At 43.6% G+C, this 15,135-nt stretch carries 14 protein-coding genes; 3 read left to right on the forward strand and 11 right to left on the reverse strand.

Annotation, left to right across the window (positions count from 1 at the left end; genetic code table 11):
- Positions 1 to 2: 2 nt before the first annotated feature.
- On the reverse strand, positions 3 to 1,298 hold the full coding sequence (locus Q1J64_RS01940; RefSeq protein ID WP_301107411.1) for a DEAD/DEAH box helicase: 1,296 nt from the start codon (positions 1,296 to 1,298) through the stop codon (positions 3 to 5).
- Positions 1,299 to 1,411: 113 nt separating this feature from the next.
- On the opposite strand from Q1J64_RS01940, the gene vrrA reads away from it, so the two are divergent.
- Both vrrA and Q1J64_RS01950 read left to right on the forward strand, forming a co-directional pair.
- Positions 1,412 to 1,870, forward strand: coding sequence for a VrrA/YqfQ family protein (gene vrrA, locus Q1J64_RS01945; RefSeq protein ID WP_301107412.1), 459 nt, complete (start codon positions 1,412 to 1,414; stop codon positions 1,868 to 1,870).
- 69 nt (positions 1,871 to 1,939) lie between these two features.
- On the forward strand, positions 1,940 to 2,905 hold the full coding sequence (locus Q1J64_RS01950) for a 4-hydroxy-3-methylbut-2-enyl diphosphate reductase (protein ID WP_301107413.1): 966 nt from the start codon (positions 1,940 to 1,942) through the stop codon (positions 2,903 to 2,905).
- 540 nt (positions 2,906 to 3,445) lie between these two features.
- Here the strand turns inward: Q1J64_RS01950 and Q1J64_RS01955 are convergent.
- The 9 genes from Q1J64_RS01955 to ccpN all read right to left on the reverse strand — a co-directional run bounded on the left by Q1J64_RS01955 (position 3,446) and on the right by ccpN (position 12,435).
- Positions 3,446 to 4,564 (reverse strand): Nif3-like dinuclear metal center hexameric protein, encoded by a 1,119-nt coding sequence (locus Q1J64_RS01955; RefSeq protein ID WP_301107414.1) that lies wholly within the window; start codon positions 4,562 to 4,564, stop codon positions 3,446 to 3,448.
- Positions 4,561 to 5,259: a tRNA (adenine(22)-N(1))-methyltransferase gene (locus tag Q1J64_RS01960; protein WP_301107415.1), complete on the reverse strand. Its 699-nt coding sequence runs from the start codon at positions 5,257 to 5,259 to the stop codon at positions 4,561 to 4,563. The genes Q1J64_RS01955 and Q1J64_RS01960 overlap by 4 nt, the downstream gene beginning before the upstream one ends.
- A gap of 119 nt (positions 5,260 to 5,378) precedes the next feature.
- Positions 5,379 to 5,756, reverse strand: coding sequence for a cytochrome c550 (cccA, locus tag Q1J64_RS01965; RefSeq protein WP_301107416.1), 378 nt, complete (start codon positions 5,754 to 5,756; stop codon positions 5,379 to 5,381).
- 137 nt (positions 5,757 to 5,893) lie between these two features.
- Positions 5,894 to 7,033 carry an acyl-CoA dehydrogenase family protein gene (locus Q1J64_RS01970; protein WP_301107417.1) on the reverse strand — a complete coding sequence of 380 codons (1,140 nt, stop codon included), beginning with the start codon at positions 7,031 to 7,033 and terminating at the stop codon, positions 5,894 to 5,896.
- A 104-nt stretch (positions 7,034 to 7,137) separates the two neighbouring features.
- A complete protein-coding gene (locus Q1J64_RS01975) occupies positions 7,138 to 7,704 on the reverse strand; it encodes a hypothetical protein (protein ID WP_301107418.1) in 567 nt (188 codons plus the stop codon).
- 91 nt (positions 7,705 to 7,795) lie between these two features.
- Positions 7,796 to 8,965 (reverse strand): RNA polymerase sigma factor RpoD, encoded by a 1,170-nt coding sequence (gene rpoD / locus Q1J64_RS01980; RefSeq protein ID WP_301107419.1) that lies wholly within the window; start codon positions 8,963 to 8,965, stop codon positions 7,796 to 7,798.
- 15 nt (positions 8,966 to 8,980) lie between these two features.
- A complete protein-coding gene (gene dnaG, locus Q1J64_RS01985) occupies positions 8,981 to 10,798 on the reverse strand; it encodes a DNA primase (RefSeq protein WP_301107420.1) in 1,818 nt (605 codons plus the stop codon).
- A gap of 168 nt (positions 10,799 to 10,966) precedes the next feature.
- Positions 10,967 to 11,785 carry a pyruvate, water dikinase regulatory protein gene (locus tag Q1J64_RS01990; RefSeq protein ID WP_301107421.1) on the reverse strand — a complete coding sequence of 273 codons (819 nt, stop codon included), beginning with the start codon at positions 11,783 to 11,785 and terminating at the stop codon, positions 10,967 to 10,969.
- Between the two features lie 11 nt (positions 11,786 to 11,796).
- Complete coding sequence (ccpN, locus tag Q1J64_RS01995; protein WP_301107422.1) at positions 11,797 to 12,435, reverse strand: transcriptional regulator CcpN; 639 nt, start codon at positions 12,433 to 12,435, stop codon at positions 11,797 to 11,799.
- A gap of 313 nt (positions 12,436 to 12,748) precedes the next feature.
- Here ccpN and Q1J64_RS02000 point away from each other — a divergent pair, with 313 nt between their 5' ends.
- Positions 12,749 to 14,128: a glycine--tRNA ligase gene (locus Q1J64_RS02000; protein WP_301107423.1), complete on the forward strand. Its 1,380-nt coding sequence runs from the start codon at positions 12,749 to 12,751 to the stop codon at positions 14,126 to 14,128.
- Between the two features lie 27 nt (positions 14,129 to 14,155).
- Here the strand turns inward: Q1J64_RS02000 and recO are convergent, their stop codons facing one another.
- Positions 14,156 to 14,938 carry a DNA repair protein RecO gene (gene recO / locus Q1J64_RS02005; RefSeq protein WP_301107424.1) on the reverse strand — a complete coding sequence of 261 codons (783 nt, stop codon included), beginning with the start codon at positions 14,936 to 14,938 and terminating at the stop codon, positions 14,156 to 14,158.
- Positions 14,939 to 15,135 lie beyond the last annotated feature (197 nt).

A 15,135-nucleotide genomic window follows, 5' to 3' on the forward strand; every position in this document is an offset into this window, starting at 1 on the left:
ATTCATGATTTCTTCTTTATTCTCCTTTGTCTCTTCTTGAACTTTTCTTTTTCTTCAGCCATTTTTTTCTTATAGCCGGGTTTCACTTTATCAGGTTTACGGACAAAAGAATCTGCTTTCTTATCGATTTCATCTATTTCTCTAACCCGTTTCTTACGTGCCTGACGTTCTTTTACTTCAATCCATTCACCATTTTTAACGTCTTCATGAACGAATGGTATGCCTAGCTTTTCAATACGGTTGATCGCATCTTCATCTGCCGGTTCGTATAACGTAATCGCTGTACCGCCTAAACCTGCACGCGCTGTACGGCCGACCCGGTGAATGAAGAACTCAAGGTCTTCGGGCAATTCAAAGTTGATGACGTGGCTGACACCTGGGATATCGATTCCTCTCGCCGCCAAATCAGTTGCGACGATATATTGATATTCGAGATCACGCACCTGCTTCATCATCCGTGTACGTTCACGCGGTGTCAGATCTCCGTGAATACGGCCTGGCTTGAAACCGTGTGCTGACAGATAGTTGGCAAGCTGATCTGCATTTTGCTTCGTATTCGTGAAGATGATCGCCAAGTATGGCTGAATGGCATCCATCACATGGAGAAGTTTCTTGTTTTTATCCATACTTCTGACCGGAACCAATGAATAATGCATATTCTCCGTCAGCGGCTTTTTATCATCCATCTGTACGTGTATAGGTGAATTCATATATTTAGCCAAGAATGGTTTCAGTTTTTCAGGTATAGTCGCTGAAAATACATACATATTCAGTTTATTCGGCATTCTGGAAGCAAATTTATCGATATCTTCAATGAATCCCATATCGAATGCCAGATCCGCTTCATCAATTACAAGATGAGTGGCAGTATGGATCGCCAAAGCACCTGTTTCTGACATATCTTGGATTCGGCCTGGTGTTCCGACGATAATATGCGGCGTGCTGCGCAAACGGTCAGCAGATCTTTTCTTATCAGTACCTCCGATAAGAATTGCACTTTTGATTTCTGTGCCGTCAATCAGCTTTTTCAGTTCATTATGAAGCTGAGTCGCTAATTCACGTGTCGGTGCAGTGATCACTGTCTGCAGTTCATCCTGCTCCGTGTCGATTTTCTCCACAAGTGGAATCAGAAAACTATGTGATTTCCCTGTACCTGTATGTGCCTGTCCAATCGCACTTGTATTTTTCATTATAAGTGGAATTATTTCTTTTTGAATGGGTGTGGGTTCTTCAAACCCTAATTTTTGAATGGCTTCCCTCAAAAACGGTTTGAATTGATAATCTGTAAATTTAGACATATCGTTCCTCCTCTAGCGTATTTCTTATTGTAACATGATTCGGTGCCATCAGCTGTTTTTTTCGCATAGGATATGAAGAGAAGCACCTAAAAACTTTCAGAAAGGAGTTTGTGATGAGATATCAATCATTTTATCCGTTCAGCAATCAGCAGCAGCCCATGAGACAAATGCCTCCTGCGTCGCAACTTCCTCCCGGCAGTCAGCCTTTTCCACAAGGTATGGGTATGCAGCAGAATTCAGGATTTCAGCAGGCTAACAATCAGCAAATGAGGGCGGGAGCAGCAGCTGGTGCTGGAGCTGGTGGTCCGTCGAGAGCTGATCAATATATGCAGACCGCCAACCGCTTCCTAAACACTGCTCAGCAGTTTGCTCCGCTCGTGCAGCAATTTGCGCCTATGATTCAAAACCTGCCTGCCATGTGGAAATTATATAAAGGGTTTCAGTCCATGCCCGATGCTTCAGCTCCCACCCCTAACGCAAGAGGAAATAGTTCCGTTCCTCCTGTGTCCAGTGGACCTCGTCCGATAGTAGAACAGCCATCTTCACCAAGGATTTTTCAGCCTCCGTTCTGAACTCTTTGAATCGCCCGCGAATCTCCGCTATAATGAAGTAGAAGTTACTAGAGGAGTGGAGTGGAATAAATGAAAGTACTCAAGATTTCACCAAGAGGTTATTGTTATGGTGTGGTTGATGCGATGGTCATTGCTAGAAACGCAGCACTTGATACATCCCTGCCGAGACCCATTTATATATTAGGCATGATCGTCCACAATAAACATGTTACGGATGCTTTTGAAGAAGATGGGATCATTACACTGGATGGGGAAAACCGACTGGATATTTTGCGTAAAGTTGATAAAGGGACTGTCATCTATACAGCGCACGGCGTCTCTCCAGAAGTCCGCAGACTTGCAAAGGAGAAAGGCTTAGTTGCAATTGATGCCACTTGTCCGGACGTCTCTGTGACACATCATCTGATTGAAGAGAAAGTAGCAGAAGGCTATGACATTCTCTATATCGGAAAAAAACATCACCCTGAGCCTGAAGGAGCTATCGGTGTAGCACCGGACTCTGTTCATTTGATTGAAAGACTGGAAGATATAGATAACTTGGATATCAGCAATGAGAAGTTATTGGTTACCAATCAAACAACGATGAGCCAGTGGGATGTTGCACATCTTATGGAAGAGCTGCAGGTTAAGTTTCCGCATATCGAAGTGCATGAAGAGATTTGTCTCGCCACTCAGGTTCGTCAGGAAGCAGTTGCGGAGCAGGCGGGAGAAGCAGATCTACTGATAGTTGTAGGCGATCCGAAGAGTAACAACTCGAACCGTCTGACGCAGGTATCGGTAGAGATTGCGAATACTCCTTCCTACCGTATCTCAGACGTCTCTGAAATTAAAACTGAATGGCTGATGGACATTGAGACCGTTGCGGTGACTGCAGGGGCTTCTACACCCACTCTGATCGTTAGAGAAGTAATTGCCTACTTGACTGCATTTGATCCAGCAGATCCTTCCACTCATAAGGCTGAGCGCCAGTTTAAGCTCGATAGAATTTTACCGAAAATCAAAAATCCTTCACCTGTAATTCGCATTGAACCATAAATAATAAAAAAACCGCTAAGAGATTTTCTTGGCGGTTTTCTTTATTTTTAGAGGCTCATCACCAAAACCTGTACTTGACAGTGCACTTAGTAAGCAGTTCGGGATTTAGAGCAAAGATGTACTCCTAACGCTTCGCTTTTACTCGCAAAAGCCGTTCTTTGTTACGGCTCTCGCTCCAGACGGTACGCTTTTCCGGAGGGCCCGCGATGACCCAAGCGAACAGCGAAGGGTTCGCTTTGCCGTATTTCTGTGTACTTTACAGAAATTAAGGCAATACAGCGTTCTTCTACAATGCTTTCTCGCAAGCTCCCCAAAGTTGGCTCATCTGTCGGGCTGATCCTCCCGGAGTGTTTTAGCCGTGGGCTCACACAAAGCGAGTCATGCAACCGTTGCCGCAGGACGCGGCGTACTTAGGTTGCCTTCCATTCCAATCCTACTTACTATGTTAAAAGCATGTAGTATTCACATTAAACTATCTTTACAGCTGGCATGTTATAAAAGTATACCGTAAAGTCAAGAACAGATTATGGATATGATTCTTTATAGAAACTGAAAGGGCTCGGTAATCACTTTGGATTCAAGCATTTCGATATCAAAGTTCTTGTCCTGACAGAGTGACATCAATTTCTCAGCCACTCCCTTGATCATGATTTTTTCAATATTATGTCCCGGGTCAACAACAGCCAGTCCTAGTGCCTCTGCGTCTTGTGCCACGTGATAATATAAATCGCCGGTCACAAGGACATCAGCGCCCTTTCGCTTTGCAGCCGAGATGTATTTATTGCCGTCTCCTCCAAGTACCGCCACTTTGCGTACAGGCGTCTTTGGATGTCCTACAAAACGCAGAGCCGGCACTTGAAATACGTCTTTCACATGCGCGGCAAATTGCTTCAGTGTCATCTCTTCTTCTAAACGGCCCACTCTCCCGATTCCTTGAACATTCGTTGTCTGCTGCATCTTGAACAGATCAAACGCCGGTTCTTCATAGGGATGAGCTGTACACATCGTTTTGATCACTTTGGACTGCAGTCTTTCCGGAAAAACGACTTCGATTCGCTCTTCATTTACTTCCGTCGGCTCTCCTACTTCGCCAATCGTTGGATTCGCCCCATCGACAGGTGTGAAACGCCCGATTCCCTGTGAACTGAAACTGCATCCTGCGTAATCACCGATTGCTCCTGCGCCAGCTGCCGCTAATTCACTGCGCAGCTGATCTGCATCTCCCTGCGGACAGAACACCGCAAGCTTTACTAAGTGTTCGGAATCCGTCACTTCAATCGGCTCAGTATCCTTCACCCCAAGACGATCAGCCAGCATATCATTGACACCGCCTTCTGCAATATCGAGATTGGTATGTGCTGCATAGACGGCAATATCATGCTTGATACATTTCTCAATCATTCGCCCTTGAGGAGTATCCGTCCAAATCGTTTTTACCGGCCTGAATAAAGGAGGATGATGCGCAATGATCAGATTTGCTCCCTGTTCAATCGCTTCGTCAATTACTTGTTCATTGACGTCGAGCGTCACAAGTACCTTATTCACCTGACGATTTAATTGGCCTATGTGCAGTCCGACTGGGTCTCCTTCAAATGCAAGCCGCTTGGGTGACCACTTTTCAAACAGTTCAATGATCTGATATCCATTCACTTTCTTCATGAAGTTAACACCTTCCTGACAAGTTCTATTTTTTGTTCCATCTCTGCTTTTTTCTTAAGGATTTCTTCAGTTTTTTCCGCTGCATCCAACGCTTTTATCACACGCTGCCATTCACGTATTTCTCTTTCCCACTTCGCTTGAAATATGTCCGAGTTTTTTTTTCGCAAAATGGGTCCTACAAGAAGGTCGGCATCCGAATAATCCGCAATACCTCTCTCCAACACAACCACCTCATATATTTTTCCGTCTTCCCGTAAAATCTCTTCATCCGCAATCAAAAATCCATTTTGCACAGCCCACTGCCTGATCGCAATGGCATGAATATTCGGCTGTGCTACAATCCGTTTCACTCCGTCAAGGCGTTCCTTGCCGTCCTGAAGAATCGACGTGATCAACGTTCCGCCCATTCCTGCAATTGTCACGGTTTCGACTGCGTCTGTTGGTTCGATTGCCTGCAGTCCATTTGCCAATCGCACGGAAATACGATCGGAAAAACCATTAAGCTGTACATTGCGTCGAGCAGATTCGAAAGGTCCTTTTACGACTTCTCCTGCAATTGCGCGCTCGATCTTATCTTTATTCATCAAATAGCACGGTAAATACGCATGGTCGCTGCCGATATCAGCGAGCACTGTATCTCGCGGAACAAAACATGCGACCATCGCAAGTCGATCTGATAATTGATTGGTGTTCATATATTCCCGCCTTTCATTCCATTCTATTGTATAGTCGGCATGCATTTCGCGCAATGCAAAAGAGCTATTAAACCGGGGAATGAATCCATGATTTAATAGCTCTATTCATAAGTAGGCGATCAGTCTAATGATAAAATGTAATCTACCATCTCATCTATGTTCTCGTCTGGAACAAGTCCAGCAGGCATTGCAGTTCCTGGAACGCCGTTTTTGATTGCGTCATGCATTTCGTCAGCACCGATTGATGAACCAGCTAATGCAGGTCCCATTCCACCGGACAAGCCTTCTCCGTGACAGCTGATACATTTCTGCTGCGCGACTGCTTCCGCATCAAATTCGCCGGTATTTGCATTTTCTTCTGTTGCAGCTTCAGTGCTTTCTTCTTCAGATCCAGCAATTTCTTTCTTTTGATCTAAACCATAAAGTGACATGAAGAAAATCAGTCCAATTCCCAGCGCGAAAATTAAAAGATAAGGTATAACAGGATTTTTATTCATTGGATTACCCTCCTTCATCAGAATCTATTCTGTAAAGATACAGTACACAATTAACATTGTACTGTATCTATGTGAAAACTGAAAGTGTTATTGAACGACTTTTCACCTTTTGTGACAGATTGGACATAATTTTGTAATCAGCAACCGATTTGTCTTGCGATTACCATACGCTGTACTTCTGAAGTGCCTTCCCCGATCTCGAGCAGCTTTGCGTCCCGAAGATATCTTTCAACTTCGTATTCCCTCATATAGCCGTATCCGCCATGTATTTGGATGGCTTCATTGGCTATCTCCATCGCGATTTCAGAAGCGTAGAGCTTACACATCGATGCTTCTTTCGTAAATTTTCTGCCTTGATCCTTCAGCCAAGCAGCTTTATAGACCATATTTCGCGCAAGTTCGATTTTCATTGCCATATCAGCGAGCTTAAATTGAGTAATCTGGAAAGAAGATAAACTTTTGCCAAATTGTTTTCGTTCTTTGGAATAACTCAATGCCCGTTCATAAGCGGCCTGTGCGATTCCGACTGCCATTGCCCCAATTCCTATACGGCCACCATCTAATGTCACGAGGAACTGCTGAAATCCTTTGCCTCTTTCACCAAGTAAATTTTCTTCGGGCACAATAACTTGATCGAGCACAAGCTCCGTTGTATTGGAAGCGTGCAACCCCATTTTTTCATAGTTATCAATAATCGTGAAGCCTTCTACGCTGGTTGGGACAATAATAGCACTGATTTCTTTCTGCCCATCTTTTCGCCCAGTCACCGCTGTCAGAGCCAAATGATTTGCATAGCTTGCATTCGTTATATAAACTTTCGAGCCGTTAATTATATATTTACCGTCTTTACGTACAGCTGTCGTCTCTGTTCCACCCGCATCCGAGCCGGCGTTAGGTTCCGTCAGACCGAATGCTCCCAATGTTTCACCTGTACAGATTGGTGTCAGGTAATCGCGTTTCTGCTGTTCCGTACCAAATAAGTGCAAGGGCGCTCCGCCAAGTGATATATGAGCAGAATATGTGATTCCTGTAGAAGCACATGCACGGCTCAGCTCTTCTGTAACAATTGCAAAACTTATCGTATCTGCCCCCGCACCGCCATAGTCTTCCGGGAAAGGCAGCCCCATCATACCCATCTGGGAAAGCTTTTTGAAGATATCTAGTGGAAACTTTCCGGTCCGGTCGCGGTCTACTGCACCCGGCGCCACTTCTTCATTGGAAAAATCTCTTATTAACTTTTTAACCATTTGCTGTTCTTGAGTTAAATCAAAGTTCATTTTGATCATCCTCTCTTTTGAAAGCCCTTACATTTCATTATATAGAAATTGGATGGAATATTACAATGATTTCATTGTAATATTCCATCCAATCAGACAATCTATTAAAAAGATAATAGTAGGAAACCGACGATAATCAATAAACCCAAAGAACCTGAGATTGTGAAATAAAGCAATTTCATCAGCCTGCCTGTAAACAGCCACAACACGCAGTTCAATACGAGCAGACCAATTAATATGGAAGTTTCTCCATTAAAAAATGCTGTCCAGATTTTGAGCGACATCATCAGCAATAAAAAAGCCATCGATATGTATAAGAAAGGAGCAAAGCCCTTTTTAATAAAATTCTTTCCGGATGCCAGGATGAGTAAAAATACGGAAAGAACAGTTGCTGTCAGCAAAGTGGCAGCTGGGTATTCATTCAGCATGAACATGGCTGCAGATGCTACTCCGGCAAGTAATAGGCTGAAAAACAAGATCATCAGCTGCTTTGTCCGCAGCTGTCTGCGTTCTTTTTGCAGCATGGATGATTCTTTCATCACAACTTCATCAGGATCTTCGCCTTGTGCATATAAGGTAATCAAAAAATCACAATAGTGTTCTGGCAGTAATTTATTGCTTTTCCAGTAGCGTATTTCCGATATGATGATTTGTTTTTTTTCCTTAGTCATCCTTTCTCCTCCAATGATACCGATCGTTAGATATACAAGATTATGTAAGCAGAAGAAAAAAGCATCGGCTTTTTTGAAGCCGATGCAACTATTATTCTAAAAAGTCTTTTAGTCGTTTGCTGCGGGATGGGTGACGAAGTTTGCGAAGAGCTTTAGCTTCGATTTGACGGATACGTTCACGTGTTACTCCAAAGACCTTACCTACTTCTTCAAGCGTGCGTGTGCGTCCGTCATCAAGACCGAATCGCAGTCGCAATACGTTCTCTTCTCGGTCTGTTAGTGTATCTAAAACATCTTCTAACTGCTCTTTCAACAATTCATAAGCCGCATGGTCAGAAGGCGATTGCGCTTCTGAGTCCTCAATGAAATCACCTAAATGGGAATCGTCTTCTTCTCCGATCGGTGTTTCTAAGGAAACCGGTTCTTGAGCAATTTTAAGAATTTCGCGCACTTTTTCCGGTGTCAAATCCATTTCTTCTCCGATTTCTTCAGGTGACGGCTCACGTCCAAGATCCTGAAGAAGCTGACGCTGTACACGGATTAACTTATTAATCGTTTCAACCATATGCACAGGAATTCGGATGGTACGGGCCTGATCGGCAATAGCACGGGTAATCGCCTGGCGAATCCACCAAGTTGCATACGTACTGAATTTAAAACCTTTTGTATGATCGAATTTCTCTACTGCCTTAATCAGTCCCATATTTCCTTCTTGAATCAAGTCAAGGAACAGCATCCCACGGCCAACATAGCGTTTTGCAATACTGACGACTAAACGTAAGTTGGCTTCTGCCAATTTCTTTTTAGCGTTTTCTCCGCGCAAGATAGCTTTATCAATCTTAGGGGTCATTGTATTTGTTTCTTCAAGTTCTGCTTCCGCTTCCAAACCTTCTTGAATACGGATAGCAAGATCTACCTCTTCTTTACCTGTTAATAAGTCAACACGGCCAATTTCTTTCAAATACATCCGAACGGGATCGTTGATTCTGACGCCTGGCGGTACACTCAAGTCATTTAAGTCAAATTGTTCTTCTTTACTACTCTTGGGATCAGCCTCTTCTTTTCTATCCATTTCGATTTCCTGTGCTTCTATTTGATCTAGAAACTCTTCGAATTGCTCAGGTTCCATTTCAAATGATGCCAGTTTTTCCGTAACATCCTCCAAAGTTAGTTCACCTGTTTTTTTACCAGCCTCTATAATGGCTGCTTTTGCTTCTTCAAGGGTCAATTCTGCTTCTCCCGCTTTTTCTTCTTTTGTCATAGTGACTATACCTCCTTACAGAACCTTTAACGATCTCACAAGATGGATAACTTCCGTTGCTAACTCCATTGCTTTTAGTAGGTCGTTCCTTTTTTCTGCTTCTTTTGATTCGTGCTGTTTTTTATTAATTAGACGTTTTAGCTGGTTTCGCTTTAAATGGCGAATACAGTCATCCACCTCTTGTCCCGTATGCTCTTGAGAGCGTTCGGTCAAAATGGCTTCCATAACAATTTTCTTCAATTGCCGTTCTTCCAGCATTTCTGCAAACCGCTGATAGTTCGGCATGTCGTACTGTTCATAAAAAGCCGCCAGCTTAAAGAAGATTTTAATTACATCTTCTCTGACAAATAAGTCCTGAAGCTCCAGCCGTTTTTCTTCAAACAAATCGGCATCCATTAAGAGATGTGCCAGGAGCAGATGCTCTGCCCTATCTGTTTCTGATCTGTGAGCTGTCGCACCGGATACATTTACCGATTGGCTTGCCTGTACTGGATCTGGGTCTGCATCCCGTTTATGCTGAGCTTTTCGGGCAATCGACTTGGTAAATTCCTGTCCAAGCGATTCTTTTGAAGCATGGGTTTCAGCATGGAGCTGCTGAATTAATAAATCTTTCTCGATAGGCGAACAACGATGAGCAAGTTCATTAAATACTTCATGAACATACTGCTTAATATCATGATCGACCGTCAAGTTTTTGTCTCTTCTATAATAAGCCGCGACAAAAGAGATGTACGATAGCGGCTGATCAAGAATCTTCTCGCTAAAAGCTTCCACTCCTTGTTCCGAAATGAAATCATCTGGATCCATTCGGTCAGGCAGCGTAGCCACCAGCACATCCATCCCGCTGTCGATCAAGCTGTCGGCAAAACGTTTGGCGGCCCCCCAGCCAGCAGAATCACCATCGCAGCAAATCACGACTTTTTTTGCCATACGCTTCAGTTTCACAATATGATGAGAGGATAAAGCAGTTCCCATCACAGCGACTGTATTTCCAATACCTCCGCGGTCAGCGGAAATAGTATCCATGAAACCTTCGAATAGTATTACTTTACCCGTTTTCCGAACATTAAGACGTGCACGGTGAAAATTAAACAAAACCTTGCTCTTTTCAAAAATGGGGGTTTCCGGACTGTTGATGTATTTCGCATCAGTGGATGAATCTTCCAGTCTTCTTCCGGAGAAGGCAATGGTTGCTCCATTATCATCTTGTATCGGAAACATGATTCTTCCTCTGAAGCGGTCGAAAAACCCAGAGCCGTCATCTTTTTGAAAACAAAGTCCTGCGGTTTCCATTTCTTTCAGATCATAGCCCTGTCTTTTTAATAAGGAAGATAGAGCATCTGATTGAACAGGAGACCATCCTATTTCATACTGTTCGATTTGATCACGCGTAAATCCTCTTTTTTCTAAGTATTCTAATGCTTTTTCGCCTTCTATGGTGTTTAAGAGCAGATGACTGTAAAAATTGGCGGCAAGCGCATAGGCTTTTTGCATTTGTTGATGAGAAGAGCTTTTCGTTGTCTGCTGTTCGCCGGATGATGCTTCTAGTTCCATCCCCATTCTGCTGCCAAGCTTCACAATGGAATCGATGAACGTTCGATTTTCCACGTCCATCATAAATGTAATTGCGTTGCCGCTTGCTCCGCAGCCGAAGCAGTGAAAAAGCTGTTTGTCTTCGGAAACCGAGAATGACGGGCTGTTCTCTTCATGGAATGGACACAGTCCAAACCAATTCTTTCCTCTTTTGGCTAACTGGACGTATTCACTGATCAAGTCAACAATATCGGTTCCTGTGCGAATTTCCTCAATTGTCTCGTCAGATATTCTTGTCATTCTATCACCATTTCTACTCTATATACATAAATTCGTGGTCTTTCTAAAAAACCCTTCTTTATCGACATGATTCGCGTAAAAACTTTCATTCTTATTGATAGTTAGCAAACCGCCATAAAGAACAGCCAGTTCCATGCACACAGAAAAAAGAAGACCTAACCATCCGGTTTAGTTGGCCTTCCCTTGAGCGATCCATTTTAGTATCATATTAGCTGTTTCTTCCACTGCGCGATTCGTTACATCAATGACTTCACAGCCGATTCTTGTCGTTATTTCATTAAAATACTCTATTTCTTGTTGAATACGTGCTATTTTCGCATAGTTCGCGTCATCTTTCAAGCCCAAAGTTTCCAAGCGGGCTTTTCGAATCGAATTTAGCTGATTAACGGAAATGTATAAACCAAAACATTTCGAGGGATCAATAGAGAATAATTCTGCCGGCGGATCCACTTCCGGAACGAGCGGAACGTTAGCTACTTTATAACCTTTATTCGCAAGGAATTGAGATAATGGGGTTTTAGAGGTTCTTGAAACGCCTATCAGCACAATGTCTGCTTCCAGTACACCCCGAGTATCGCGTCCGTCATCATACTTTACCGCAAACTCAATGGCTTCGATTTTTTTAAAGTAATGATCATCTAACTGCCTTACAAGTCCCGGTTCTTCGAAAGGTTCCTGACCAATTTGATTTGCCATTTCCTCTATTAGAGGGCCCATTAAATCAACGCACTTTACTTCCAGTTCCCCGCACAGTAACTGTAGCTGATGTCGCATAGAGCTTTTTACTAAGGTAAAGACTACGAGGGCCTGCTGCTGTTTGGCCAGGAAAGTTATTTCCTCGAGCTGAGAGTCGTCCTCTATGTAAGAGAATCTTTTTATGGAGACCGTCTCTAAATCATGCCGGAATTGACTTGCAGCTGCCTTTGTTACAAGACCGGCTGTTTCTCCAACAGAATCTGAGACAATGAATAATGTGAATTTCGGCATACAGTCACTCCTCATAAATCATGATCTTCTGCTAATGAAAGAAATGCGGCTGTAATATTCGTTTTTGTAATTCGGCCGATTACTTCCAGTCCTTCTTCTTTTTTATTAATGATAGGCAATGAATCAATTTGGCTGTCCATCATTTTTTTCGCTACAGAAATTAGGGTATCTTCTTTCTTGCAATAGGTGATATTTGGCATTCTGGTCATAATGACATGCACCGGAATTTTGTCCAGCTCCGTTCTTCCAATGCTCGTCCTTAATAAATCTTTTCTTGACAGCACGCCCGTCAGTAAGGAATTCTGATCCACTACAAATAGCGTACCGACATCTTCTAAAAACAGCTGGCATATCGCATCATAGACAGATAGGTTTTCCGTGACGACTACGGGTCTTGATAGAAAATCCGCAGCTTTCATATCCACCATTCCGTCCGCCACCGATTGAATCGGTTTCTTGCCGGAATAGAAATAACCTACACGCGGTCTTGCATCCAAATATCCCGCCATCGTTAAGATTGCCAAATCGGGCCGGATTGTTGCACGCGCTAAAGATAGACGCTCGGCAATTTGTTCTCCTGTAATTGGTCCATTTCCTTTAACGATGTCAAGGATTTCATTTTGACGTGTATTTAATTCCAAACATGTCACCGCCTTCAGACTTCAAAGTAGTATTTACTGTCTAATTATATATCAAGACGCTCACTATTGCGAAGAAACGAGAAGCATGCTAAACTAATTTTGAATGAAGTAAGCGTGGAACGGTAAATAAGTAGTGTAATCGAAAGCGAGCAGGGACAGTGAAAGCCTGCAACTACACGAAAACGGCAACCGGGAGCTGAACATTCATTATGAAAGTGGGTTGAAAAACCAACTGGGGTGGAACCGCGGGTCATTATGCACTCGTCCCCGGACATGTCTATGTCCGGAGACGAGTGCTTATTTTAATTGGAGGGATTTTATCATGTTATCGATGGAACAAGTAGTAAATTTATCAAAACAACGGGGCTTTGTATTCCCAGGCTCTGACATCTATGGCGGTTTAGCAAATACTTGGGATTATGGTCCCCTGGGTGTCGAATTAAAAAACAATATTAAGCGTGCCTGGTGGCAGAAATTCATTCAGGAGTCACCTTATAACGTCGGACTTGATTCTGCTATCCTGATGAACCCGAAAGTCTGGGAAGCATCCGGTCATATCGGCAACTTCAACGATCCGATGATCGACTGTAAAAAATGTAAAACGCGTCACCGCGCAGATAAATTAATCGAAGAAGCATTGGATGCAAAAGGAATCGAATTGGTGGTCGACGGCCTTCCGTTCGAAAAAATGTTCGAACTGATCCAAGAGCATAACATCGCTTGCCCTACTTGTGGAGCGATGGATTATACAGAAATTCGTCAGTTCAACTTGATGTTCAAGACGAGTCAAGGGGTAACAGATTCCTCTGCCAACCAAATCTTCCTTCGTCCGGAAACAGCACAAGGGATTTTTGTAAACTTCAAAAACGTTCAGCGCTCTATGAGAAAGAAAGTGCCATTTGGTATTGCACAGGTCGGTAAAAGTTTCCGTAATGAAATCACACCAGGTAATTTCACTTTCCGTACGCGTGAATTTGAACAGATGGAACTTGAATTCTTCTGTAAACCGGGTGAAGATGAGCATTGGTATGCCTATTGGCGCGATGCTTCCAAGAATCTATTGCTGAATCTTGGAATAAAAGAAGACAATATCCGTCTTCGTGAGCACAATGAGGATGAGCTTTCACACTACTCAAAAGGAACAGTCGATATTGAATATAAATTCCCGTTTGGCTGGGGAGAGCTGTGGGGTATCGCAAACCGGACGGACTTCGATTTGAAGCGCCATATGGAATATTCAGGCGAAGACTTCCATTACCAAGATCCTATAACAAATGAAAAGTATGTTCCGTACTGTATCGAACCTTCTGTAGGAGCAGACCGTGTTACACTTGCATTCCTATGTGATGCATTTGACGAAGAAAAACTGGAGGACGGAGATACACGTACAGTGCTTCGTTTCCACCCGGCGCTTGCACCGATTAAAGCAGCAGTTTTGCCATTGTCTAAAAAATTGGCACACGATGCAGACAAAGTATACACGGAACTTGCGAAGCATTTCCCGGTACAATATGACGATTCCCAATCAATCGGCCGCCGCTACCGCCGCCAAGATGAAATTGGAACGCCATTCTGTATCACATACGATTTTGATTCATTGGAAGATCAGCAAGTGACTGTCCGTCACCGCGATTCTATGGAGCAAGAGCGTATGCCGATCGCAGACGTGAAAGCATATATCGAGAAACACTTACAATTTTAATAATAGAAAACCCGGAAAGAGTCGGCTTCAGCCTTCTTCTTCCGGGTTTTCTTTTGTTTTCTGCAGTTCTGGCGTGCGATCCAATTGCTCAATGAACTTTCTGGATTTCAAATAAACGCCAGTCTGTTCATGATAGATTGTCGACACCAGTTTCTGCATGAATGTTTTTGTCGGCTTCTTTAACTCCAGCTTGCCGATCTGATCTAACGGTACAGTGTAGAACATCCGGATCAATTTAATCTGTATCGGGGAAAGCCTGATAATGTAGGGATCGACACGGAAACAGCGATGACAGAGGAATCCAATCTGCTGAAATGAAAATGCGAACTCCCCTTCTGTCGCGCCGCAGTTCGCACATTCATGAAGAATGGGATGTATGCCCGCCACCGGCAGCATTTTCCACTGCACAAACAGGGAAATAGCTTCCGCATCATAACCTTCTTCCATTGCATGAAAGGACTCAGCGAGCAGACGGAAAATGCCTTCATTAGCCTGCTCACTTTCCGTCAAACGATCAATTAATTCAACGATCAGTCCGGCATAGGCTGTCGTTTCAAGATCTGATCGGATATGACGGATACTGTCAATCAGTTCTCCTTGCTCAACAGATCCCATTCCTCTGCTTGCCCGAATCAGAAAGTAGCCGTGAGTGAATGTCTGGGTAATCGCTGCTAACCGGCTCGCAGGCTTTTTTGCTCCGCGCGCCATTGCAGTGATTTTCCCAGCTTCCCTCGTATAGAGGGTGACAATTTTATTGGATTCGCCGTACGGGATGCTTTTTAAAACAAACCCTTCCATCTTGTTCAGCAAAGCGCTCCCCCCTTAACCTGAACCAGCAACCGAACTATATAAGATGAGAAAAACAATTTGTATCTACCTTAAGCACATTGATTTCCGTTGCAGGCGGACGCTTTCCGCGGGCATGGCTTGAGCCTCCTCGTCGCTACGCTCCTGCGGGGTCTCAAGGCTCATGCTATTCCCGCAGGAGTCGCCGCCTTACACTCCAA

Source organism: Sporosarcina sp. (assembly GCF_029257255.1).
In the GTDB taxonomy this organism is placed as follows: domain Bacteria; phylum Bacillota; class Bacilli; order Bacillales_A; family Planococcaceae; genus Sporosarcina.